Raw genomic sequence first — 21,441 nt, 5'->3', positions numbered from 1 at the left:
TTGAAAGTTTTGGCCTAATGCCATAAGCCAACTATTCGTTGGCTTCTTTTTCACGAAATATTGATGGTTGACTGCTTAAGATTTGTGGCGTCTCGGTCAATGAAATTTTCACATTTGCCGCGGGCACTTCTTTTCAGGAACAGCCGATCACATGTTGAAGTTCAAAGCCGTGCGCCCTGAATGGGTGACGTTGGTTTCCAGTGCCTTTCTATTGGCAGGGTTCAATTTAGTTCTCTGGCAACACCTCTTCGATATCACCGCAGCAGACGGTCAAGGTATCGTCATGCGTGTCGCGTTCGGGCTGATGATCCTGGCGGCCTTCAACATTGTGCTGACCTTGCTGGCATTCCGACCCGTGATGAAACCCGTGTTGATGCTGATCTTTCTGATCAGTGCCGGTGTGGCGTACTTCATGAGCCAATATGGCGTGCTGATCGACGCCGGTATGTTGCGTAACTTCGCCGAAACCAATGCCACGGAAGTACGCGACTTACTCTCGCTAAAACTGTTTGTTTATATCGTGCTGCTCGGCGTCTTGCCGTCGTGGTTGTTGTGGAAAATCCCGGTTAATTACCGTCGCTGGCACCGTGAGTTATTAAGTAAAGTGCTGGTGAGTGTCGCGTCGGTTGCGGTGATCGGCGGTGTCGCATTGGTCAACTATCAAGGCCTGTCGTCGTTGTTTCGCAATCACCATGAATTGCGCCTGATGGTGGTGCCGAGCAACTACATCGGTGCCTCGTTCGGTTATCTGCGTGAGCAAGTGGTGTCTGCACGGCAACCTTTCGCCAAACTGGGTGAAGATGCCCAGAAAAGCCCGGCCTGGCAGGCCCACGACCGTAAATCCCTGACGGTACTGGTGGTGGGCGAAAGTGCCCGGGCCGAGAACTTCGGCATCCTGGGTTATGACCGCGACACCACGCCGAAACTGAATAAGGAATCCGGCCTGATTGCCTTCACCGATGTGCATTCGTGCGGCACGGAAACGGCGGTGTCGGTGCCCTGCATGTTCTCCAACATGGGCCGCAAGGATTACGACGCCAGCAAGGCGAAGAACCAGGAAGGCCTGCTGGACGTGCTCAAGCGTGCCGGTCTCGAGGTGATCTGGCGCGATAATCAATCGGGCTGCAAAGGCACCTGCGATCGGGTCACTGTCGACGACGTGAGTGACCTGAAAGACCCGGTGCTGTGCGCCAATAGCGAGTGCCGCGATGAAATTCTCCTGCAAGGCATGCAGCACTTCATCGACACGCTGAATAAAGACACCGTGCTGGTCCTGCACCAAATGGGCAGTCACGGTCCGGAATACTTCAAGCGCTATCCGAAAGAATACGAACACTTCACACCTGTGTGTGAAAGCAATGCGCTGAACAATTGCAGCCGCGAAAGCATCGTCAATGGCTACGACAATACGCTGGTGTATACCGACCACGTGCTGTCGACCCTGATCGATCTGTTGCGCAGCAACCAGGGCAAAGTCGATACCGCGATGCTATATCTGTCGGACCACGGCGAGTCGCTGGGCGAATACAACCTGTTCCTGCATGGCACGCCTTACATGCTCGCACCGGAACAACAGAAACATGTAGCGATGCTGGCGTGGTTCTCCGACAGCTATCAAAAGTCGTTCTCGGTGGACACCCGTTGCCTGCAACTGAGTCGTGAAAAACCCTTGAGCCAGGACAACCTGTTCCATTCGATGCTCGGTCTGCTGGAGGTCAACAGCGCGGTCTACAACCCGGGTCTGGATATGTTCGCCGGATGCCGCGGCGCAATGGGCGACGGTGTGCTGGCCAAAAAATGAGCGACTCGACCTTTTTTCACGTAACGACCGCTAATCTGCGGCGCCTGGAACATCCAACAAGAGCCATTACACATGTCCGCGCAGCCCCCATCCGCCTTCGAGCTTGAGTTCGCCCGGCGCTACGATCAGGAACACGCCCGCGTCTGTAAACAGCCGCGACCGCGCGGCCTGGCGGGGCGTTTGACGTTCTGGCGCGAAGAGCAATTGGTGCGTAACGCGCTGCAGGTCGCTGGCGAACCGGGATTGATTCTTGATGTGGCCTGCGGTGCCGGGCGTTTCTGGCCCGTTCTGGCCGAGCATGCGAACCGGGTGATCCTCGCAGCCGACGCGTCCCAGGACATGCTCGATCACGCCCGTACCCACCATCCGCAAAACCTGCTGAAACGGATCAAGACCTTTCAGAGTTCAGCCTTTACCATCGGCTTGTCGGCGAATGCGGTTGACTGCATTTTTTGCCTGCAACTGTTTCAACGTGTCGCCTGTCCCGAGCATCGATTGGCCATGCTGGGCGAGTTCCATCGGGTCAGTCGCGATACAGTGATTGTGGCGGTGCGGGTTGATGGGCATTTCAAGCTCGAGTGTTTGGACGTGGAGGGCGCACAGGTCCAGCCGCAGGCCAGCAAGGCCGAGCTTGAGGCCGAGTTCAGGCAGGCGGGTTTCTGCTTGCTCAGTCATCAGGACTTGGTACCGGGTTGCACGCGGATGCGGGTCTACGTGTTGCGTAAGGACAGCTAGCCTGTCAGACAATTCTTGCTGTCCGGCAGGTATTTTCGCTAAAGCTCTTGTTCAGTGAATGCGCGGAAATCGCCGGGGGCGATATATACTGCGCGCCATTCTTCAAGGGAGAGCCGTGTGGCCATCGATATTCACTGGATTCGCGACAACGATAGCCTCGGTCAGTTTTGCACCGAGTGGCAGCAGCTGCCATTCGTTGCCCTCGACACCGAATTCATGCGGGTCGACACTTTTTACCCGATCGCAGGCCTGCTGCAGATCGGCGATGGCGTACGCGCTTACCTGATTGACCCACTGACCATCGACAACTGGCAGCCGCTGGCCGCATTGCTGGAAAACCCGGCAGTGGTCAAGGTCGTGCATGCGTGCAGCGAAGATCTTGAAGTCCTGCTGCGCCTGACCGGCAGTCTGCCGGCGCCGCTGTTCGACACCCAACTGGCCGCTGCTTACCTGAACCTGGGTTTCTCCATGGGCTATTCGCGGCTGGTGCAGGAGGTGCTCGGCATCGACCTGCCGAAGGGCGAGACCCGTTCCGACTGGCTGCAACGTCCACTGTCCGAGACTCAGATCAGCTACGCCGCCGAAGATGCCGTGCATCTGGCGGAGGTTTTCGTACAGCTGCGTCCGAAGCTTTCTGACGAAAAATACGCGTGGGTCCTGGAAGACGGAGCCGAGCTGGTCGCCAATCTGCGGCGCGAGGTCGACCCGTACGAGGTCTATCGCGACGCCAAACTGGCCTGGAAGCTGTCCCGCGCCCAACTCGCCGTGTTGCGTGAACTCTGCGCCTGGCGCGAGCGTGAAGCCCGCGCCCGTGATCTGCCGCGCAACCGCATTATCCGTGAACATTCACTGTGGCCGTTGGCACGCACCCAACCGGACAACCTCGGCGCACTGGCGAAAATCGAAGACATGCACCCGCGCACCGTGCGTCAGGACGGCGAATTTCTGCTTGATCTGATCAAGCGCTCTGGCAGTGTGTCGCCTGATCAGTGGCCGCCAGCGGTGCCGGAGCCATTGCCAGTGGAAGCCGCCGCGCTGGTCAAACAGCTGCGCGCCATCGGCCAGGCCGAAGCCGAGCGCCTGAACATCGCGCCGGAGCTGATGCTGCGCAAGAAAACCCTGGAAGCGCTGCTCAAGAGCGGCTTCCCCAATGGTCCTTACCAATTRCCTGATTCGCTGCGTGGCTGGCGCCGCGAATTGATGGGCCAGGCGCTGCTCGACAGCCTGGCCACCGCCGGAGAACAGCCTTGAAACGTATTTGCTCGATTTATCGAAGCTCGAAGAAAAGCGGGATGTACCTCTATGTGCTCAAAAGCGATGCACTGGAGCGCGTGCCTGACCCCCTGATGGCGGCTTTCGGCAAAGCCATCCACGCTTTCGACCTGGTGTTGACCCCCGAGCGCAAGCTGTCGCGCGAAGACATTGCTGTAGTACTGGAGAACCTCGACAAGCAGGGCTACCACCTGCAAATGCCACCGGCCGAGGATGAATACATCGAACACTTGCCGGAAGAATTGCTGCGCCGCAACGACCCGATGTAATCGGCAGACAGGCTCTGTTCAGAGCCTTATGAAACACTGGAATGATTTTGGCGATGGCCGTGACGATGGAGTGATCCTCCGTCGGCGGTCGTCTGCACTGTTTTTGAAAGGTTTGAAACATGCGCGTTCTGATTGCTGAACACGACCACCCTGTGTACGCCCAACTGTTGCGTCAGGCAGCGCCTGATCTGGAAGTATTGACCAGCGGCGACTCCGCCGAACTGGCCCGTCAGGCCGCCGACTGCCAGGTCTGGCTCGGTCAGCCGGACCTGCTGGCGACGCTGTTGCGTCAGGGCCACACGCCTGCATGGTTGCAGTCGACCTGGGCCGGTATCACGCCGCTGCTGGCCGATGGCTTGCCACGGCACTATCGGCTGACTCGCGCGGTAGGGATTTTCGGTCAGATCATGGCTGAATACGTGCTGACTTACATGCTCGGCCACGAGCGCGAAGTGTTGGCGCGGCTGGTCAGCCAGGTCGAGCGCAAATGGGACAATCGCCAGGGTCAAAGCCTGGCTGGACGAAAGGTGCTGATTGTCGGCACCGGTGATATCGGTCAGACAGTGGCGCAGTTTCTGCTGCCGTTTGGCGTCGAGTTATACGGCATCGCCAGCACCGCCCGGGAGCAGGCGCCCTTTGTCGAAGTCGGCGCGCTGAGCGATTTGCCGCGCCTGGTCGGTGAGGTGGATTACGTGATCAATCTGCTGCCGAATACCCCCAATACGCACGACCTGTATGACGCTGCCCTGTTCAAGCAGTTCAAGGCGACCGGGCTGTTCATCAACGTCGGGCGCGGCGTTGCGGTGGTCGATGCGGATCTGGTGGAAGCCTTGAAGGAAGGGCACCTGGCCGGGGCTGTGATCGACGTCTGCCGTCAGGAACCACTGCCGCAACGTCATCCGTTCTGGACCGCGTGGGGCCTGCTGCTGACCGGCCACAGCTCGGCACCGACTTCGCCACCGGCGATGGTGAAGCTGTTTGTCGAGAACCTGCGGGCTTATCAGGCGGGTGAAGCGTTGCGTGGGGAAGTGGATTTCGCGCGCGGGTATTGAGGCGCAGCTGAAAAGATCGCAGCCTGCGGCAGCTCCTACAGGGCTTTGTGACCACCTGTAGGAGCTGCCGCAGGCTGCGATCTTTTGTTTTTACAGGGTGAAATTACCTTCAGCCGCCAACTCGCTCAGCGGACGACGCGGGCTTGGCTCTTCACGTGCTTGCAGGTACTCGGCCAGCGTCGCCTTGTCGCCCAGCTTGCCGATCGCCACGGCGGCGTGCAGTGCATAGCCTTCAGGAATGTTCAGCTCCTTGCGGGTCAGCTCCTGATCGAAACCGGCCATGCCATGGGTGTGCCAGCCGCTGATGCTCGCTTGCAACGCCAGGTGGCCCCAGGCGGAACCGGTGTCGAAGGTGTGCCACAGCGCCGGGGTTTCTTCGCTGGCGCCGGGTGCCACGAAGGTGGTTTTCGAGATCACGATCACCAGCGCCGAGGCGTGCTGTGCCCAGCTGCGGTTGAACTCGTTCAGCAGGCCCAGGTAACGCTCCCAGTTCGGCGTGTCGCGACGCGCATAGAGAAACCGCCAAGGCTGCGAGTTGTACGCCGATGGCGCCCAGCGGGCGGCTTCGAAGAAGCTCAGCAGGGTCTCTTCGGGAATGGTTTCGCCGGTGAAGGCGCGGGGCGACCAGCGATCGGTGAACTGAGGGTGAATGGCGTAATCGGCAACGCGTGGATTAGCACTCATCAAGAGATACCTTTACGTTTGAAAGTGTGGGTCGTCGAAAAACCGGGGGGTACAGTTGAGCTGAGCGCCAGGTTTTTTTGAGCCGGCAGTTCACCTGAATGCAACGCGGTTGAGCGTTAATGGCACTTGGGTAGGGCTCCTTGCGACTGGCAAAGCTACTGGGTGGCGCAAAAACTGACAAGTGCCGTCGTACCGGCAGTCGCCAATGCTTGGCCCGCCGGTGCCTTGGCACTAGACTGGCGGCCTTTTCACCACCTGATGTTGATGCTTGAGCCATGGCCGCCAAAGTCGAACCGTTCTGGATACGCAAAACCCTCGATCAACTCGATCAAGAGGAATGGGAATCGCTGTGCGACGGCTGTGGCCTGTGCTGCCTGCAAAAGCTCGAGGACGAAGACGACAACGCCGTCTACTACACGCGCATCGCCTGCAAACTGCTGGACCTCAAAACCTGTCAGTGCACCGATTACCCCAACCGTCGCGACTTTGTCCCCGATTGCATTCAGCTCACGCCGGGCAAGGCCGATGAGTTCAAATGGCTGCCGCCGACCTGCGGTTATCGACTGGTCAGCGAAGGCAAGGACCTGCCGCTCTGGCATCACCTGGTGTGCGGTGATCGCGATGCGGTGCATCACGAACGTATTTCCCAGTCCGGGCGCATGCTCGCCGAAGGCAGCGTGGCCGAAGACGATTGGGAAGATCATCTGATTTTTCGCGCGGGTTAAGCGTCCGCCGTTTTAGCGTTTCACCAAGGAGTGTGTATGGCGGTGGGAGTGCTGCGGGCGTTGGCTGTGGGGCTGCTGGCCCTGAGTTCGCCCGTGTGGGCGGCGAAGAAAGTCGATCTGGATTATCACGTGCGCCTGTTGCCGCAAAGCGATCAGGCCGAAGTGCGCCTGACCCTGGCCCAAGGCTCGGCGGTGCGCAGTCTGGATTTCGACTTGGGCGACGGCAGTCACTACAGCGATTTCAAGGCCGACGGCCAATGGCAGCTCACGCCGGGCACGCGGGCCCGTGGTGTCTGGCGCCCGGCCGCCGACAAGGCCAGCCTGACCTACCGCGTGCGCATCAGCCACGGGCGCAAGAGCGGTAGCTTCGATACACGCATGACGCCAACGTGGGCGCTGATGCGTGGCGATGACCTGGTGCCCGCGGCCAAACTCGATCAGCAGGACGGTATCGAGCTGGTGTCACGCCTGGAATTCGAATTGCCCACGGGTTGGAAAAGCGTCGAAACCGCCTGGCCGCGGATCGGCAAAAACAAGTTCCGCATCGATAACGTCTCGCGTCTGTTCGACCGTCCCACCGGTTGGATGCTCGCCGGTAACCTCGGCAGCCGTCGCACGCGGTTGGGGGAAACCGAAGTCACCGTGGCCTCGCCCCAAGGCCAGGGCATGCGCCGCATGGATGTGCTGACGCTGCTGACGTTCGTGTGGCCGCAAGTGCAGGAAGTTTTTCCGCGTCACCCCAGCAAACTGCTGATTGTCGGCGCCAATGACCCGATGTGGCGTGGCAGCCTGGCCGCGCGGGAATCGATCTACCTCAATAGCCGCCTGCCGCTGGTCAGCGAAAGCGGCACCAGTGCCTTGGTGCGCGAATTGGCTCAGGTGTTCGGGCGGATCAACGATAGCCAGCGCAGCGACTGGATCAGCGAAGGGTTTGCCGAGTATTACGCCATCGAACTGGTACGCCGCGCGGGCGGCATGAGTGATGAGCGGTATGAGAGTCTGCAGAGCAAGTTGGCCAAGGACAGCCAGAAGGTCACCACCTTGCGCGGGGAGCAGATCAACCCGGCGCAGATGGCCAAAGCGGTGGTGTTGCTGCAGGAACTGGATCGCGAGATTCGCCTGAAGACCCGCAACAAGCGTTCGCTGGATGATGTATTGCGTGGGGCGATGCGTTTGGAGAGTGTCGATACCAAGGAATTCGTTCAGCTCAGTGAGAGCGTAATTGGCGAGTCTTCCAAGGTGCTTGATACCGGGTTGTTGCAATAGAAAATCAAAAGATCGCAGCCTTCGGCGGCGCCCACAGGCGCGTAGGAGCTGCCGAAGGTTCGGGCCGCGTTCGGACGATCTTTTAACCTTAAAAGGTTAAACCCCGGTGTTAGGCGACTTCAAAGAATCATTGCCGGTCACGGTCGCAGTTTTGGTCGCCGCCTCGGCACTCTCCTTCAACCGACTCAACTCTTCCCCGGCACGCTCAATCCTGGCCCGAGCGTTAACCATGTCCTGACGGCTCTTTTCCAGAAAGCTTTTCGCCGAACTGTGCCCGGTAATACCCCGCGCCAGCGCTACGCCGCCAATGGCCACTTGAATCAACCCGAACACACCTCCGCGCCGAAGGCCCTTGCCGACCATCACCACGCCGCCGGCCAGGGAACCGATGCGCTCCCAACCCTGGACGTTCTGCGTGGGCTGAGTCTGGAACGGGGTGGATTCGATACGCTCTACGGGTTTGAGGTCGTTCATGATCGGTCTCCAGGCTTCAAGAATGGATAATTAAGCTGACTGCCGAGGCGGGCGGCTCGTTCCATCGGATGTGCGGTGATTCAGCGGAMTTTCGGGCCCGAGCGGGTGTTGTTGCCCTTGGCCATGCGGTCGTACAGCACCACGTTGACCGTGGCCGCCAGGTTCATGCAGCCGGTGGTCGGGATGTAGACCACGTCTTCGCACCAGTCGCGGATCTCTTTATCGAGCGAACCGTCTTCGGGGCCGAAGATGTAGAGGGCGCGATCCGGGTGCGTGTATTCCGGCAGCGAGCGGGCGCCGTCGACCAGTTCCACGGCGACCGGTACACAGCCCAGCGGCAGGATTTTCTTCAGGTCATCGATGCCGATCAGCGGAATGTCGTAGTGGACTTTCTTGGTGTCGGTGACGAAGTCGGCGGCGCGCTCATAGCGCTTGCCGGTGTAAAACACTGACGCCACGCCATAGCAACCGGCGGCGCGCATCACCGAACCGACGTTCTCCGGTGATTTGGGGTTATACAAACCAATGCAGCTATACCGTTTGTCTGCCACGAGCGGGGTGCCTTCGGGAAAAAAGCGCGATTATACGGGGATTGGGGGAGGGTGGTCAGTGATCGTTCCCACGCTCTGCGTGGGAATGCCGCCTGGGACGCTCCGCGTTCCGCTTTCGAATGTGACGCAGAGCGTCACGGGATGCATTCCCACGCAGAGCGTGGGAACGATCATCAGGGGGGTTACTCGTCCTTCTTCATCAGTCCGGCCAACGCCGCGAACGGGTTATGCGTCGCCTTGGCAATCTTTGGCGTACTCAGCGAGCCTTCGTCGAAATACTGCTGATCGGTATAACGCGAATGCTCGTTGTCATGGCAATACAGGCACAACAGCTCCCAGTTCGAGCCGTCCTGCGGGTTGTTGTCGTGGTTGTGGTCGCGATGGTGCACGGTCAGTTCGCTCAGGCGTTTGCCGGAGAACTCGCGGGCGCAGCGGCCGCACACGTGCGGGTACATCTTCAGGGCCTTGTCGCGGTAACCCATTTCCTTGTCGCGCTGGTTGTCGGCGAGGATGCGGTCCAACTTTGAGGTGTTGGTTGGAGGCGTTGACGAACTCATGGGTTCACCTTTGTAAAAGACTAATGACGGTTATGTGTTGAAGTTTAGCCTAGCCCTTGAGCTTCTCGGCAATCCAGATGGTGTGGCGGGTGCCTTTGTTGCCGTGGGCGAAGACCTGCACTTCTTCGGCCTTGAAGCCGGCCTTTTTCAGCTTGTCGGAAAACTGCCGGTCAGCGCTGGCCGACCACACCGCCAGCACGCCTTTTGGTCGCAGGGCCTTGGCGCAGGCGCTCAGGCCACCGGCGGAGTAGAGCCAGCTATTGGCCTTCTGGGTCAGGCCTTCGGGGCCGTTGTCGACGTCGAGCATGATTGCGTCGAAACCCTGCGGCTCGGCTTGCAGCACCTTGGCCACGTCTTCCATGCGGATCACCGTACGCGAGTCGAGCAGCGGGTTGCCGGCTTTTTCCCCCAACGGCCCACGGTTCCACTCCACCACGCCGGGCACCAGTTCGGCGACCACCACTTCAGCCGTCTTGCCCAAATGCTTGAGCGCCGAGGCGAGGGTGAAGCCCATGCCCAGCCCGCCGATCAATACCCGCGAATTCGGCCGACCGGCGACCTTGCGGCAGGGGATCTCGGCCAGGGCATCTTCGGAGCCGTGCATGCGGGTGTTCATCAATTGCCCGCCATCGCCGCCCTGAATCTTGATGACGAAGTCCTCGCCGTATTCGAACAGGCACAGGGCACCGCCGTTTTCAGGAATGGGGGTGGTGTCGAGCAGAACGAAACGTTTCATGAGGCTCTCTTGGGGAGAAATGGACAGACGGAAGAAGGCAAACGAGCGCAGTTGGGAGTAGCCTGCAAAAGACCACAAGGCAAACGGAGCCATTGATGAAGCGCAGCATTCTAACGGCCATTGCCCTGGCCGCGCTCTCGATAACTGCAGTGCAGGCCCAGGAGCAGCAAACCATCCCCACCAGCCCCACACCGATACCCGGTTCGCCCGGCACCGCCACGCCGACGCCGTACCCGCAGATCACCCCTACCAGCGTGCCCAAGACCGGCAACGGTGGGCCACCGTTGTTGCCGCCGATCGAAATGCCCAACCCGCCCAAGGACCAGACCTTGCCGGGCCTTGAGCCGAGCACGACGAAAATCAAAACGCCGGGCGGATAGTGTCTAAATCTGCTGCGAGAGCAGTTGCCCATCGGCCATGCGCAAGCGTTTGGAGAGGGAGACGGCGAGGGCGCGGATGATCTTGGCGGCGATTTTCGGCGCCTCGTTGAGCATCTTTTCCAGGGAGTCCTTGCCCAGGTTGAGCAACTGGCAGTTGCTCGCGGCCACACAACTGGCTGAGCGCCGTTCGCCGTCGAGCACGGCCATTTCGCCGAACGCCCGACCGCTGCGCAAGGTGGCCATGGTCACCCGTTGCCCTTCGCTGTTGGTCTTCTGCACCGCGACCTGGCCAGTGTGGATGATGCACATGAAACTGCCGGCATCGCCCTCATGGAAGATCTCTTCGCCTTCGGCGATGGTGCTGATGCTGAAGTAACCCGAAGCCGCCACGAAGTCGGCCGGCAGCAGTTGATCGAACAGGCCGCAGTCCATCAGCCAGTCGCGAATTTCTTTGTTCAGTAAGGTCGGTTCTGACATGTCGTCACGGTCTTTTTCTTGTGTCTGTTGCTGTTCCAGGCGCGCCCGGCGTCCGGTGTTAAGACCGGGACGCCGGGCCAAGTTCCTCAGGCAATGCCCAAAACCTTCAAAACAAATGCGTATTCGAGGGCTACGTCACGTAATCCCTGGTAGCGACCGCTCATCCCGCCATGCCCGGCGCCCAATTCAGTCTTGAGCAACAGCGGGGTGGTGTCGGTTTTGGTCGCGCGCAATTTCGCCACCCACTTGGCCGCTTCCCAGTACTGCACGCGACTGTCGTTGTAGCCGGCGATCACCAGCGTTGCCGGATAGGCTTGCGCGGTGACGTTTTCATACGGGGCGTAGGCCTTGATCCGATCATAGACGTCTGGCTCTTGCGGGTTGCCCCATTCGTCGTATTCGGTGACGGTCAGTGGCAACTCCGGGTCGAGCATGGTGTTGAGCACGTCGACGAACGGCACTTCGGCTATTGCCGCGCCGAACAGCTCCGGCCGCTGATTGAGCACCGCGCCGATCAGCAGGCCACCGGCGCTGCCGCCACTGATTGCCAGCTGCGATGAGGTGGTGAAGCCGTTGGCGATCAGGTGTTCGGCGCAGGCGATGAAGTCGCTGAAGGTGTTGTGCTTGTGTTCCTGCTTGCCGGCGCGATACCAGGCTTCGCCCAATTCACCGCCGCCGCGAACATGCGCAATGGCAAACGCCATGCCGCGATCCAGCAGGCTCAGGCGGGCGTGGGAGAACCACGGGTCGAGGCTTTCGCCGTAAGCGCCGTAGCCGTACAGATAAAGCGGCGTCGGCTTGCCGAGGAACTCGCGTTTGACCACCAGGCTGATCGGCACTTGCGTACCGTCCGGGGCCGTGGCCCAAAGCCGCTGGCTGACGTACGCGTCGGCGTCGAACGGGCCGAGCACCGGGGTTTCCTTGAGCACTTTCTGCTCGCCGGTGGCCAGGATCAGTTGGCGGATTTGCGCCGGACGGTTCAAGGCCTCGTAGCGCAGACGGATTCTGTCGCTGACAAATTCCAGGCTGTTCTGCACATGCAGGCTGTAGGCCGCGTCCGGTAATTGCACGCGATACGGCGCCAGGCCTTGTGGGCGGACCTCAATGATCGGCAGGCCCCCTTCACGCAAGCTCAAGGTCATGGCCTCGGCGTTCAGGCTCATGCCATCGATCATCACCGTGTCGCTGTGGGGAATCAGGTTCTGCCAGTCGGCTTCGGTCGGCGCGACGCCGGTGTCGGCGGCCTGGTACAGGGCGAAGTTGATGCCGTCGCGGTTGGTGCGGATCAACCACGTCCACTCGCCATCGAGTTTGCCGTGGTCGACATCGTACTCATGGTCTTCGACCCGTGGTGCGAGGCAGGTAAAGGCCTGATGGGGCAGCGAGGCGTCAAGCACCCAGACTTCGCTGGTGGTCTTGCTGCCCAGCGACAACAGCAATTGCCGTTCGGAACTGGAGCGGTAGCAATGCAGGAAGAATCGGCCGTCCGGCTCATGGAACACTTCTTCGGCGGCGGTGCCGTCCAGCCGATAGCGGAACAGTTTGTGCGGGCGATGGGTGTCGTCGAGTTCACCGAAGAACAGCGTCAGGCTGTCATTGGCCCAGGTCATGCTGCCGTCGCAGTCCTGGAATTCCAGTTCGCTGACGCGGCCGCTGGACAATTCCTTCACGAACAGCGTGTAAATCTCCTCGCCCGAGGAATCGATGCTGTAGGCCAGGCGCTGGTGGTCGGGGCTGATGCTGAACGCGCCCAGGGAAAAGAAACCGCCCTTGGCCAGCACGTTCGGATCGAGCAACAGGAGTTCCTGGCTTTCGTCGATGCGCAGGCTGCCATCGGTCGGACGCGGGCAGCGGTAGTGTCGGGCATATTCGTCGCCGGCCGTGGTGCGGGTGTAATACAGGTACGGGCCCCAGGGCGAGGGCAGCGACAGATCGGTTTCGAGAATCCGCCCCTTGATCTCTTCGAACAGGGTTTCGCGCAGCCCGGCCTGATCGGCGGTTTGCGCCTCCTGATAGCGGTTTTCAGCTTTCAAGTAATCGAGCACTGCGTCGGTGTCGCGCTCCTGCAGCCAGGCATACGGGTCATCGCCGTCGGCCTTGTGGGCAATGGGCGCGTCGGAAACGTTGGCGGATAGGGGCATGAAGGACTCTCGAACGTTGTACGAAATTGGGGGATCGCAGACGGCGGGGCAGCCTGAAGTGCGAAAAGTCGTTACTATAAGCGCCTCTTTGCCTGCCTTGCCATGGACACCATGACCGAGAACGACTATCTGATCGCTTGGGGCCTCTACGCCTTTGCCGCTTTGGGCTGCCTGTTGGTGTGGATGCGCATCACCCGCTGGATGTGGCGCTGGCTGCGTGAGCCGCTGCGGCTGCTGATGGCGGTGTTGCTGTTCAGCCCGACCATCATCGACCCGGTGAAGGAAAAGGTCGCCCCGGCCATTGCCATTACTGCGCTGGATCTACTGTTCAAGGTCGGCAACAACGCCTGGCGGGCGATTTCCGACCTGTTCATGTACGGCATGATTGCCTTCGGCCTTTACCTGGTGCTCGTGGCGATCCGTTTCCCCATCGAGCGCGCGTCCAAGGCTCGCAAGGAGCGGGCGGAGGCCGCCAAGGCTGCGGCGCGGGCCGACGAGCCTGAAAACGATCAACCGTTTGGCGGTGCCGGCGATGATCGTTACGGCCGGCCACCGGTGCCGAGCAACCCGCAGCGACTGCGGGTCGAGCCGCGTCTGTAACTGTGCCCCTGCATTGAATCGAGAGTCCGAGCATGTGTGAGTTATTGGGCATGAGCGCCAATGTCCCGACCGATATCGTGTTCAGCTTCACCGGGCTGATGCAGCGCGGCGGCCGCACCGGACCGCACCGCGACGGTTGGGGCATCGCTTTCTATGAAGGTCGTGGCCTGCGGTTGTTTCAAGACCCGGCGGCGAGCAGCGAGTCGGAAGTGGCGAATCTGGTGCAGCGCTATCCGATCAAGAGCGAAGTGGTGATCGGGCACATCCGCCAGGCCAATGTCGGCAAGGTCTGCCTGTCCAACACCCACCCGTTCGTGCGCGAGTTGTGGGGCCGCAACTGGTGTTTCGCCCACAACGGCCAGTTGGCCGACTTCAACCCGACCGCCAGTTTCTACCGTCCCGTTGGCGATACCGACAGCGAAGCGGCGTTCTGTGATCTGCTTAACAGGGTGCGTGCTGCGTTCCCCGAGCCGGTAGAAATTGAAGAATTGCTGCCGGACCTGGTGGCCGCTTGCGCCGAGTACCGCAGCAAAGGCGTGTTCAACTGTTTGCTCAGCGACGGCGACTGGTTGTTCTGTTACTGCTCGACCAAACTGGCGCAGATCACGCGCCGTGCCCCGTTCGGCCCGGCACGCTTGAAGGACGTCGATGTGATCGTCGACTTCCAGGCCGAAACCACGSCCAACGACGTGGTCACGGTGATCGCCACCGAACCCTTGACCGAAAACGAAACCTGGACCCGCTACGAACCGGGCCAATGGAGCCTCTGGCGACGCGGTGAATGCGTCAGCCAGGGCAAGACCGAATAAGGATCTCTCCCCCCATGTTGCTCAGTTATCTACGGCTGGTGTTGTTTGCGGCAGGCCTGTTGATCGGTGTCCAGGTGCCTGGGTTTATCAGTGACTATGCCAAGCGGGTCGAGGCGCATCTGATCGAGGCGCAAAGCGGTTTGAGTGGTTTTCAGGGCACTGCCAATCAGTTTTTCAAGGGCGACATGCAGGCGCTGATGGCCCATTACCGTGCCAGCGAAGACCCGATCTTTCGCAGCGATGCCGACAGCCTGAGCGCATTGCTCACCCGTCAACTGGCCCTCGACAAGCAATTCCAGGCCATGCAGGGCCCGTGGTACATCCGCTTCCTGCAAGTGGTGCTGGCGGCCGACCCGGATATTCGCAAGGAAACCTGGAACGGCTACAGCTACCAGATCCTGCTGACGCCGGAAGCGATGATCTGGGGCATGAGTGGCGCGTTGCTGCTGTCCTTCGGCATTGAGTGCCTGTTCCGACTGATCGACTGGGTGGTGCTGGGCGGCAAGCGCCTGCGCCAGAGCCGGCCGATCGAAGAGCGGGATTTGCGCGGGTTGTAACACTGGAGCCGACTTGCCGGCGATTGCCGCGAGATCGCATCGCTGGCAAGCCGGCTCCGGTTTTTACCAATCGACCGAGTAGCTCATGCTCAGCGTGCGGCCTTCAGCGTTGGCGTACGGCGCTCTGGCGTTGGCCTGGGTGAACAGGTTCTGGTACGTGCGGTTGGTCAGGTTGTACACGCCGCCTTCAAGACGACCGACCGGCAGTTGCACGGAGCCGAGCAGGTCCACCAGCGTATAGCCTTCGATCTCGCGTCCATTGTTGTCCTTGGCGGCGGCATCGTAATTGGCCAAACGCATGCCTTGCAGGCGAAGCGTGTAGTCGTCTTCGGTGTAGCCGACGAACAGTGTGGTCTTGGCGGGTGAGATGCGCGTGGCCGGCAGATCGATCCATTTGCCGTTCTGCTCGGTCTCGCCTTTGGCCCAGGCATAAGTGCCACCCACCGACCAGTGATCGGTCGCGCGGTAGGTCAGGCTGTTTTCGATGCCGCGAACTCGCTCTTTCTGGTTGATCAGGCGCAATACGCGATCATTGGCATCGTAGAACTGGGTCACGTCGGAGGTGTTTTCGTATACGGTGACGTCGGCCTGCCACTGGTCCCAGTTGCCACGCCAGCCCAACTCGTAACTGTCGACCTTGATGGCCTGGGCGTTAAGACTCTGGATGTCGAAGGTGCTGCTGACGTCACGCATGAAGCGCTGGATATCCGGCAGCGAAAACCCCTGGCTGTAATTGGCGAAGACGTCCTGGTTTTCACTCAGGTGGTAGACCGCCCCCAGGTTGTACAGTGTGGCGTCGTATTTGAGGGTGTCACCGGGCAGCGTTGCGCGTACGCCGGTCTGGACGATCTGACCGTAGGCGATGCTGTCGGAGACGTCGCTTTCGATCCATTCACGGCGCACACCGCCACGCAAGGTCCAGTCTCCGATGTCCCAGGACATCTGCCCGAACAGCGATTTGGTGGTGGTTTCGATGTCCGGGCCCAGCTCGTAGGTGGTGCCGGTCTTGGTGTAGTTCAGGCCATTGAGCGTGTATTGATCACCTCGTTGGCGCGAGCGCTCATTGTCATAGTCGGCGCCCCAGACCAGATTGCCCGTGGCGCTCCCGATCGCCGGCAGCGGCGTGTCGATGGCCGCGCGCAGGCCGTAGACATCCTGCACACTGTTGTTGTCGGAGATCCCGGCCCGGCCTCGCGACAGGTCCGGAAAGAACAGTGCATCGGCGCGGCGCCAGTAGCTTTCCAGTTGCAGGCCCTGACCGTAGAAGTCCTTGTCGGTGTAGTTGAGGTTGACCGCCTGGTTATGGGTATAGGGTTGGTCGTCGAGTTTCAGCCCTTTGACGGCCACCGCTTGCTGCGAGTTTTTCGGGTCTTTGGTGTAGCCGGTGTCCTGTTGGTCCTTGTAGTCCTGCAGCGACAGGCTGAGTTTTTTGTCGGCATCCAGTTCGTAACCGAAACGACCTTGCAGGTCATAGGTTTCGGTGTCCATGTTGCTGCCCTGGGAAGTGTCCTGGGGGATGCGGTTGCCGTTGCCGTCGAACTGATCGTTGCGCTGGGTCAGGTCGGCAGACACATACCAGTCCAACGCATCCTTGCGCCCGGTGGCACTCTGGAAAGCTTCGTAGGCGAAGCCTTTTCTGTTGAGGTTGTTGCCGCTGGTCAGGCCCAGTTTGCTGCTGTAGGCAATGTCCTGGCCCTGATTGCGCTTGGTGATGATGTTGATGATGCCGCCTGAAGCACCGGCACCGTAAATGCTGCTGGCGCCGGAGATCACTTCGATGCGTTCGATGCTGGCCGGGGCGATGCTGTTGAGCTGGCGGAAGTTGTCGCGCGTGGCGTTCTGCGATACGCCGTCGATCAACACCAGCATGTTGCGCCCACGCAGGGTCTGACCGAAGTTACTCATCCCGCCGCTGGATGGCGCAATACCCGGGACCAATTGCCCGAGGATGTCGGAGACCCGGCGACCCGCGCCGCTCTGCTCACGGACTTGCTGCTCGTCGATCACCTGGACCGAGCCCGGAATCGAAGCGATGCTCGCCTCGCTGCGAGTCGCGGAGACGACGGTGGCTTGCATGTTCAAGGTGCCGGGCTGCTGCTCGGTGTCCTCGGCCCAGGCCTGGGTGCTGAAGGTGCCGAGTAGCGGGATCAGCAGGGAGAGTTTGGTTCGGGTCATGACGTGGTCTTTTTTAGTTGTGATAAGTGTGGGGCGATAAGGTCGAGCGGTCAGGCGTGGCGTTGAACGACCGCACCCAGCGGATGCCGATGGCGGCTATGGCGTAGGTCAGCGCCACCAGCCAGAAACTGTGGGCCAGGCCCACCAGGCCCATGCCGATGCCGCCAAGGACGACACCGAGCAGGGCACCAGCCTTTGCCGCACTGTTGCCCAGGCCGAGCGCGAAGCCCTGCTGGGTGATGGAAATGGTGTTGGCGATCAGGGCATAGGCGACGGGCAGCAGGGCGCCTTGCCAGATGCCCCAGACGAGTCGGCTGACGAGAAACCCCAGCCATTCATTGGCCAATGCCGTGGCCGCCAGCGTCAGGGCACATAACCAGGCCACGCCTTCGATGACGCGCAAGGTGTAGGCCGGCTGCCAGCGGTCGAACAGGCGTCCCCACAGCGGGGCGGAAACGGCCAGGGTCGCGGCGCTCGCCGCGTAGGTGGCACCGATCAGCCAGCTTGGGGCATGCAGGATGTTCGCGACGTACAGGGCGTAGAACGACTGCGGCATCATCTTCGCCGCCTGAATCAACACGATCACCAACAGGATTCCACCGAGCCAGCCTTTGGGCAGGGCAACCGGTTCGACAGGTTTTTTCTTCGAGGTTCGCGCCTTGTCCGCCGGCAGGAAAAAACTCCCCAGTGCGCACAGCAGGCAAATCGCTGTCGCGCCATAACACAGCAAGGCAAACCCCGAGACGTCCATCAGCCAGCCACCCAGCACCGGGCCGATCAACGAGCCGACGGCGGTCGCCGATTGCAGGCGGGCCAGGGTGTGACCCCGTCTGGCACTGTCGCAGCAGGCCAAGGCATAGGCTTGCGCGGCCGCGAGAAAACCGGCCAATGCGCCTTGCATCACGCGAATACCCACCAGCAGCCACGGGTCGAGGGTGATGGCCGCCAACCCTTGGCACAGCGCGAGGGCCAGCAACGCCCGAACAATCATCGGTTTGTGTCCGGTGCGATCCCCCAACCGGCCCCACAGGGGGGTCAGCAGCATGGCCGCCAGCATCGGGCCGGCATAGACCATCGCCGATAACAGCGCGGTATAGCCGGCGCCTTCGGGCCCGAGCAGATGCTGGATCTGCAAGGGCCAGAACGGGCCGCTCATCTCCATGGCGCCCATGGAGACAAACTGGATGACGATCAGTAGTCGCAGGGCGCGACCGTCAGCGAGCATGGGTGTTGGGTCGCAGCGGGTTACTCAGGCGTCCGACGATGTCGGCATGACTGTCGAGCAAGCGCATGCGCATGAACGATTTGGCGGGCCAATCCTGTTCCAGCAAGGCCTGGCGTTCGCTTTCCCAGCGTGCCGGTTCAACGCGCTCGCGCAAGGTCTCGAAGCACTGTGCAACGTGCGCCGCCAATCGCTCCCAAAGAATATTTTCCGGCACATTCCAGTGGCGGGCACAGAGCAACGTCAGCTCACCGAGGTGGCACATGAAGGTGGTGTGCAGGAGTTTGTCGCGGACAAAACCTGAGTCGTCATACAGGGTCATTTTCGGATCGTGCAACTGGAGATCCAGACCCTTGGCGTGCAGGGTTTTGCGATCGATACGAACGTCGCCGAAATCACGCAACAGCAGCCGATTCAACTGCCCGTCAGCGCCCATCACCATGAAGCTGTTTTGCTGGTGCGCTTCGAACGCCACGCCGTACATCAGATAGATGCCCAGCAGACTCGGTACGGCAATCGACAGGTAATCATCGAAGAAGGCCAACATGGCCGCGCTGTCGTCACCGCCCTGAGCCAGCTTTACCCAATCACGCAGCAACGGTTGTTCGAATTCGTTGACGGCGAACAGGCTGCCGACCGGCACCGCCAACTCGCCTGCTTGCAGCAGGGTCAGCGGGTTGTCGCGATACAGCACGCCAGCATGCCGGGAGCGCTCGTCGTCGGCCGGCAGTGGTGCGTAATGCACGCCGATGCGCTCTGGAACGATGTTCAGCAGGCGCTGAATCTGCGGCTCCTGATCGAGGATATCCAATATCAGTTGGCTGATGCGCGGCCCCATCCGGGCCGAGCGCGGAGACACGGTGCGCTGCACGCTGGTCAGGCGCAAAGCCACCGGCAGTTTGACCATCGGGGCCGTGCGACTGGCCTGCGGGAGGACCGTGCGGAAGGACATGGTCGGGTGGCCGGTAAAAGCCACGATGTCAGTGACGATCAGCAGGTTGTCGGCGATCTCGTTGGCGAACGAATGTGGCAGCTCTTCATGGGCTTGCCATGGGTGCGACGGAAGTGGGAGGTAGTCCTTTGCCTCCAGGCCCAGTTGCTGCAAATGGCGTTGCAATTGCTCGGCGGCCTGTGGGAAGTGACCTTGCCACCAGTCCCAGTAATCGGTGGTGCCCGCCAACGCTTCAACATGTGCGTACTGGCGGTGCAGGGCGCACAGGACAATCGGAAAACTCGCTTCGAATTCTGGCGAGAAAGCGATGACCTGAGCGGCGCTCAAGCCCAGTTTGGTCTTGTAGTTCGGGTGCCACGGATGGCCGAGAGTGCCCCACTGTTCGAGCAGTGACGTCGGGTTCTGGTGGTTGGGACTGGCTTTGAGCCAAGCGAGCAGATTGTCGTCGTAGGTGGTGTCGATCTGCTCTCTCAGGCGCTCGGTCCATCCATGGTGAAACGCCAGGCACAGGGTGTCGTTGCTGAAACTGTCATCCAGCTCCCGGGCCAGACGTTCCAGTACTTGCGGGGAGGCTGGCGGATTGAGCTGAGTGCTGAGGTGAGCGAGCAGTTCGCTGGGCAACTGGATTTTGTGCGGCAGTTTGTCGGGGGTGTGCAGGACGATGCTGCCGCGTACGTCCCAACTGTTCATTCTGCTGCTGGACAAATGCTCGAAGCAAAGATGCGCGCCATCGCCAAGCGGCAGCCAGCAGCGGCTGGTGTCGTCGTATTCGCAGGTGTCGGGATCAATCAGCTCTTCACGGAACAGCGCCTGGATCAGGCGTTGGAAACAGCGCTGGGCGGCGGGCTCCAGGGCATTGCTCAAATGATCGAGCGTGATGCGGTGGGACTGGAAAGCCTGAGTACCGAGAGCTTCGCTCCAGTGAGCGAGCAATTGCTGCTGTTGTTGCGTGTAATCGCGCATCAGGTCCGACTCCTTCTGGACAATTGATTCTGAAAGCGCGCAAAGAATACCGTTTTGAAAAATTAATGCAAATGATAGTGGTTCATATTTACACTTGGAAAAGTGACTTTCAGGCTCTGGCCGTTGGTTGGCTCAAGACGATGTAGTGCTCGCCCATTTTCTGCGCATAGCACTCCACGACTTGCTGGCACAACGTCACGATTTCTTCGACCCACTCCACGCCCATCCGCCACGACACCACCACCTGCAAGTTCGGCGGCCGTTGATCGATGGCCAACAAGGTCAACTCTCCCCGGGCCAGTTCCTCGGCCACCAGCACCGGCGACAGTGCGCCTATACCGAAGCCATCCCGCAGCAAACGGGTAATCGCCGACACTGAGTTCACGCAGTTCAGTCGTGGCGCCATGACCCCGTTGGCTTGCATCAGGCTAACGATGTCCTGGTGCGGGCGGGAGTTTTTCGAATAGGTAATGATCCGCTCCCGCGCCAGGTCGGCGACACCTGAATACTCACGGTTATAGATGGAATTGCTGGCCACGATCCAGCCCATCGGATGGCTGGCCAACGCCAGGCTGCGCACGCTTTCCTGGCGCAGCAGGTCGGTTTGCAGGATCAGATCGAGAAAGCCTTTTTGCAGCTGATCGCAGAGGTTGAGCGCGGTATCGGCCACCAGTTCGATTTCCACCAGCGGATAGTGATCCATCATCTGTGCCACCAACGGGCTGAGCCAGGTGTGGATCACCGTGTCCATGACGCCGATCCGCACCCGTCCCGCCTTGCTCGAACGCGTCTCGATCGACTGCTTGAGCGCCTGCATCGTCTCCATCATCTGCTCGGCATACTCGAGCACTTTCAAGCCTTCCGGGGTCAGGCTCACACCACGAGAGTCGCGCAGAAACAGCTTCACCCCGAGCTCGCTTTCGAGCACGGCGATGCGGCTGGAAATCGACGCCTGGGTGGTGAAGAGCTTGTCTGCCGTCAGGCGAAAACTCTTGAGTCGGGCGACCCAGACAAACGTCTCGAGAAACTTCAGGTTCATGGGG

The 21,441-nt window shown here is 60.6% G+C and carries 22 protein-coding genes; 11 read left to right on the top strand and 11 right to left on the bottom strand.

The genetic code is table 11. From position 1 onward, the window contains the following. Positions 1-151 precede the first annotated feature (151 nt). The 5 genes from AC1D2Q_RS07170 (at position 152) to AC1D2Q_RS07150 (ending at position 5,129) form a co-directional block, all read left to right on the top strand. Positions 152-1,801 carry a phosphoethanolamine transferase gene (locus tag AC1D2Q_RS07170; RefSeq protein ID WP_477812755.1) on the top strand — a complete coding sequence of 550 codons (1,650 nt, stop codon included), beginning with the start codon at positions 152-154 and terminating at the stop codon, positions 1,799-1,801. Positions 1,802-1,873: 72 nt separating this feature from the next. Further along, the gene (locus tag AC1D2Q_RS07165) at positions 1,874-2,536 is read left to right on the top strand and encodes a class I SAM-dependent methyltransferase (RefSeq protein ID WP_428636189.1); all 663 of its coding nucleotides are present in this window, start codon (positions 1,874-1,876) and stop codon (positions 2,534-2,536) included. 117 nt (positions 2,537-2,653) lie between these two features. Then, positions 2,654-3,787 carry a ribonuclease D gene (rnd, locus tag AC1D2Q_RS07160; protein ID WP_477812754.1) on the top strand — a complete coding sequence of 378 codons (1,134 nt, stop codon included), beginning with the start codon at positions 2,654-2,656 and terminating at the stop codon, positions 3,785-3,787. Further along, positions 3,784-4,077 (top strand): YcgL domain-containing protein, encoded by a 294-nt coding sequence (locus AC1D2Q_RS07155; protein ID WP_477812753.1) that lies wholly within the window; start codon positions 3,784-3,786, stop codon positions 4,075-4,077. Before rnd ends, AC1D2Q_RS07155 begins: the two co-directional genes overlap by 4 nt. Positions 4,078-4,196: 119 nt before the next feature. Beyond that, complete coding sequence (locus tag AC1D2Q_RS07150; RefSeq protein ID WP_477812752.1) at positions 4,197-5,129, top strand: D-2-hydroxyacid dehydrogenase; 933 nt, start codon at positions 4,197-4,199, stop codon at positions 5,127-5,129. A gap of 90 nt (positions 5,130-5,219) precedes the next feature. On the opposite strand, the gene AC1D2Q_RS07145 is transcribed toward AC1D2Q_RS07150, so the two are convergent. Next, positions 5,220-5,813 carry a nitroreductase family protein gene (locus AC1D2Q_RS07145; RefSeq protein WP_007942200.1) on the bottom strand — a complete coding sequence of 198 codons (594 nt, stop codon included), beginning with the start codon at positions 5,811-5,813 and terminating at the stop codon, positions 5,220-5,222. A gap of 275 nt (positions 5,814-6,088) precedes the next feature. Here AC1D2Q_RS07145 and AC1D2Q_RS07140 point away from each other — a divergent pair, with 275 nt between their 5' ends. Together AC1D2Q_RS07140 and AC1D2Q_RS07135 are read left to right on the top strand one after the other, a co-directional pair. Then, the gene (locus AC1D2Q_RS07140; RefSeq protein ID WP_007942199.1) at positions 6,089-6,538 is read left to right on the top strand and encodes a YcgN family cysteine cluster protein; all 450 of its coding nucleotides are present in this window, start codon (positions 6,089-6,091) and stop codon (positions 6,536-6,538) included. 36 nt (positions 6,539-6,574) lie between these two features. Continuing rightward, complete coding sequence (locus tag AC1D2Q_RS07135) at positions 6,575-7,804, top strand: hypothetical protein (protein WP_477812751.1); 1,230 nt, start codon at positions 6,575-6,577, stop codon at positions 7,802-7,804. A gap of 96 nt (positions 7,805-7,900) precedes the next feature. On the opposite strand, the gene AC1D2Q_RS07130 is transcribed toward AC1D2Q_RS07135, so the two are convergent. From AC1D2Q_RS07130 to AC1D2Q_RS07115, 4 genes are all read right to left on the bottom strand, one after another. Next, complete coding sequence (locus AC1D2Q_RS07130; protein WP_477812750.1) at positions 7,901-8,278, bottom strand: YgaP family membrane protein; 378 nt, start codon at positions 8,276-8,278, stop codon at positions 7,901-7,903. Positions 8,279-8,358: 80 nt separating this feature from the next. Next, positions 8,359-8,829, bottom strand: coding sequence for an RNA methyltransferase (locus tag AC1D2Q_RS07125; protein ID WP_477812749.1), 471 nt, complete (start codon positions 8,827-8,829; stop codon positions 8,359-8,361). A 182-nt stretch (positions 8,830-9,011) separates the two neighbouring features. Next, positions 9,012-9,386, bottom strand: a complete 375-nt coding sequence (locus tag AC1D2Q_RS07120; RefSeq protein ID WP_105348241.1) for a YajD family HNH nuclease — start codon at positions 9,384-9,386, stop codon at positions 9,012-9,014. A gap of 49 nt (positions 9,387-9,435) precedes the next feature. After that, positions 9,436-10,122 carry a spermidine synthase gene (locus AC1D2Q_RS07115; protein WP_019648003.1) on the bottom strand — a complete coding sequence of 229 codons (687 nt, stop codon included), beginning with the start codon at positions 10,120-10,122 and terminating at the stop codon, positions 9,436-9,438. 95 nt (positions 10,123-10,217) lie between these two features. On the opposite strand from AC1D2Q_RS07115, the gene AC1D2Q_RS07110 reads away from it, so the two are divergent. Beyond that, positions 10,218-10,502: a hypothetical protein gene (locus AC1D2Q_RS07110; protein ID WP_477812748.1), complete on the top strand. Its 285-nt coding sequence runs from the start codon at positions 10,218-10,220 to the stop codon at positions 10,500-10,502. A 3-nt stretch (positions 10,503-10,505) separates the two neighbouring features. On the opposite strand, the gene AC1D2Q_RS07105 is transcribed toward AC1D2Q_RS07110, so the two are convergent. Together AC1D2Q_RS07105 and AC1D2Q_RS07100 are read right to left on the bottom strand one after the other, a co-directional pair. Next, a complete protein-coding gene (locus AC1D2Q_RS07105; protein WP_019648005.1) occupies positions 10,506-10,979 on the bottom strand; it encodes a cyclic nucleotide-binding domain-containing protein in 474 nt (157 codons plus the stop codon). 86 nt (positions 10,980-11,065) lie between these two features. Further along, a complete protein-coding gene (locus AC1D2Q_RS07100; protein WP_477812747.1) occupies positions 11,066-13,120 on the bottom strand; it encodes a S9 family peptidase in 2,055 nt (684 codons plus the stop codon). Positions 13,121-13,222: 102 nt separating this feature from the next. Here AC1D2Q_RS07100 and AC1D2Q_RS07095 point away from each other — a divergent pair, with 102 nt between their 5' ends. The 3 genes from AC1D2Q_RS07095 to AC1D2Q_RS07085 are packed head-to-tail and all read left to right on the top strand — an operon-like array spanning position 13,223 to position 15,086. Further along, a complete protein-coding gene (locus tag AC1D2Q_RS07095; RefSeq protein ID WP_477812746.1) occupies positions 13,223-13,720 on the top strand; it encodes an MFS transporter in 498 nt (165 codons plus the stop codon). Positions 13,721-13,752: 32 nt separating this feature from the next. Beyond that, entirely contained in the window at positions 13,753-14,529 is a 777-nt protein-coding gene (locus AC1D2Q_RS07090; RefSeq protein ID WP_477812745.1) for a class II glutamine amidotransferase, read from the top strand. Positions 14,530-14,543: 14 nt separating this feature from the next. Beyond that, complete coding sequence (locus tag AC1D2Q_RS07085) at positions 14,544-15,086, top strand: DUF2937 family protein (RefSeq protein ID WP_477812744.1); 543 nt, start codon at positions 14,544-14,546, stop codon at positions 15,084-15,086. A 63-nt stretch (positions 15,087-15,149) separates the two neighbouring features. Here AC1D2Q_RS07085 and AC1D2Q_RS07080 read toward each other — a convergent pair whose 3' ends face one another. From AC1D2Q_RS07080 to AC1D2Q_RS07065, 4 genes are all read right to left on the bottom strand, one after another. Then, the gene (locus AC1D2Q_RS07080; protein ID WP_477812743.1) at positions 15,150-17,261 is read right to left on the bottom strand and encodes a TonB-dependent receptor; all 2,112 of its coding nucleotides are present in this window, start codon (positions 17,259-17,261) and stop codon (positions 15,150-15,152) included. A 13-nt stretch (positions 17,262-17,274) separates the two neighbouring features. Then, positions 17,275-18,486: an MFS transporter gene (locus AC1D2Q_RS07075; protein WP_477812742.1), complete on the bottom strand. Its 1,212-nt coding sequence runs from the start codon at positions 18,484-18,486 to the stop codon at positions 17,275-17,277. Beyond that, positions 18,476-20,398 carry an IucA/IucC family protein gene (locus AC1D2Q_RS07070; protein ID WP_477812741.1) on the bottom strand — a complete coding sequence of 641 codons (1,923 nt, stop codon included), beginning with the start codon at positions 20,396-20,398 and terminating at the stop codon, positions 18,476-18,478. The genes AC1D2Q_RS07075 and AC1D2Q_RS07070 overlap by 11 nt, the downstream gene beginning before the upstream one ends. 109 nt (positions 20,399-20,507) lie before the next feature. Then, entirely contained in the window at positions 20,508-21,437 is a 930-nt protein-coding gene (locus tag AC1D2Q_RS07065; protein ID WP_477812740.1) for a LysR family transcriptional regulator, read from the bottom strand. Positions 21,438-21,441: the final 4 nt, after the last annotated feature.

Source organism: Pseudomonas sp. P1_A1 (assembly GCF_056406935.1).
Note: the sequence above shows the minus strand (reverse complement) of the source record. Positions and strands in the feature narration are given on the sequence as shown.

Excerpts from the sequence above, each read along its gene's own strand:
- AC1D2Q_RS07170 (WP_477812755.1), top strand. The coding sequence starts at position 152 with ATGTTGAAGTTCAAAGCCGTGCGCCCTGAATGGGTGACGTTGGTTTCC.
- AC1D2Q_RS07165 (WP_428636189.1), top strand. The coding sequence starts at position 1,874 with ATGTCCGCGCAGCCCCCATCCGCCTTCGAGCTTGAGTTCGCCCGGCGC.
- AC1D2Q_RS07150 (WP_477812752.1), top strand. The coding sequence starts at position 4,197 with ATGCGCGTTCTGATTGCTGAACACGACCACCCTGTGTACGCCCAACTG.
- AC1D2Q_RS07145 (WP_007942200.1), bottom strand. The coding sequence starts at position 5,813 with ATGAGTGCTAATCCACGCGTTGCCGATTACGCCATTCACCCTCAGTTC.
- AC1D2Q_RS07140 (WP_007942199.1), top strand. The coding sequence starts at position 6,089 with ATGGCCGCCAAAGTCGAACCGTTCTGGATACGCAAAACCCTCGATCAA.
- AC1D2Q_RS07135 (WP_477812751.1), top strand. The coding sequence starts at position 6,575 with ATGGCGGTGGGAGTGCTGCGGGCGTTGGCTGTGGGGCTGCTGGCCCTG.
- AC1D2Q_RS07130 (WP_477812750.1), bottom strand. The coding sequence starts at position 8,278 with ATGAACGACCTCAAACCCGTAGAGCGTATCGAATCCACCCCGTTCCAG.
- AC1D2Q_RS07120 (WP_105348241.1), bottom strand. The coding sequence starts at position 9,386 with ATGAGTTCGTCAACGCCTCCAACCAACACCTCAAAGTTGGACCGCATC.
- AC1D2Q_RS07115 (WP_019648003.1), bottom strand. The coding sequence starts at position 10,122 with ATGAAACGTTTCGTTCTGCTCGACACCACCCCCATTCCTGAAAACGGC.
- AC1D2Q_RS07110 (WP_477812748.1), top strand. The coding sequence starts at position 10,218 with ATGAAGCGCAGCATTCTAACGGCCATTGCCCTGGCCGCGCTCTCGATA.
- AC1D2Q_RS07105 (WP_019648005.1), bottom strand. The coding sequence starts at position 10,979 with ATGTCAGAACCGACCTTACTGAACAAAGAAATTCGCGACTGGCTGATG.
- AC1D2Q_RS07100 (WP_477812747.1), bottom strand. The coding sequence starts at position 13,120 with ATGCCCCTATCCGCCAACGTTTCCGACGCGCCCATTGCCCACAAGGCC.
- AC1D2Q_RS07095 (WP_477812746.1), top strand. The coding sequence starts at position 13,223 with ATGGACACCATGACCGAGAACGACTATCTGATCGCTTGGGGCCTCTAC.
- AC1D2Q_RS07085 (WP_477812744.1), top strand. The coding sequence starts at position 14,544 with ATGTTGCTCAGTTATCTACGGCTGGTGTTGTTTGCGGCAGGCCTGTTG.
- AC1D2Q_RS07080 (WP_477812743.1), bottom strand. The coding sequence starts at position 17,261 with ATGACCCGAACCAAACTCTCCCTGCTGATCCCGCTACTCGGCACCTTC.
- AC1D2Q_RS07075 (WP_477812742.1), bottom strand. The coding sequence starts at position 18,486 with ATGCTCGCTGACGGTCGCGCCCTGCGACTACTGATCGTCATCCAGTTT.
- AC1D2Q_RS07070 (WP_477812741.1), bottom strand. The coding sequence starts at position 20,398 with ATGCGCGATTACACGCAACAACAGCAGCAATTGCTCGCTCACTGGAGC.
- AC1D2Q_RS07065 (WP_477812740.1), bottom strand. The coding sequence starts at position 21,437 with ATGAACCTGAAGTTTCTCGAGACGTTTGTCTGGGTCGCCCGACTCAAG.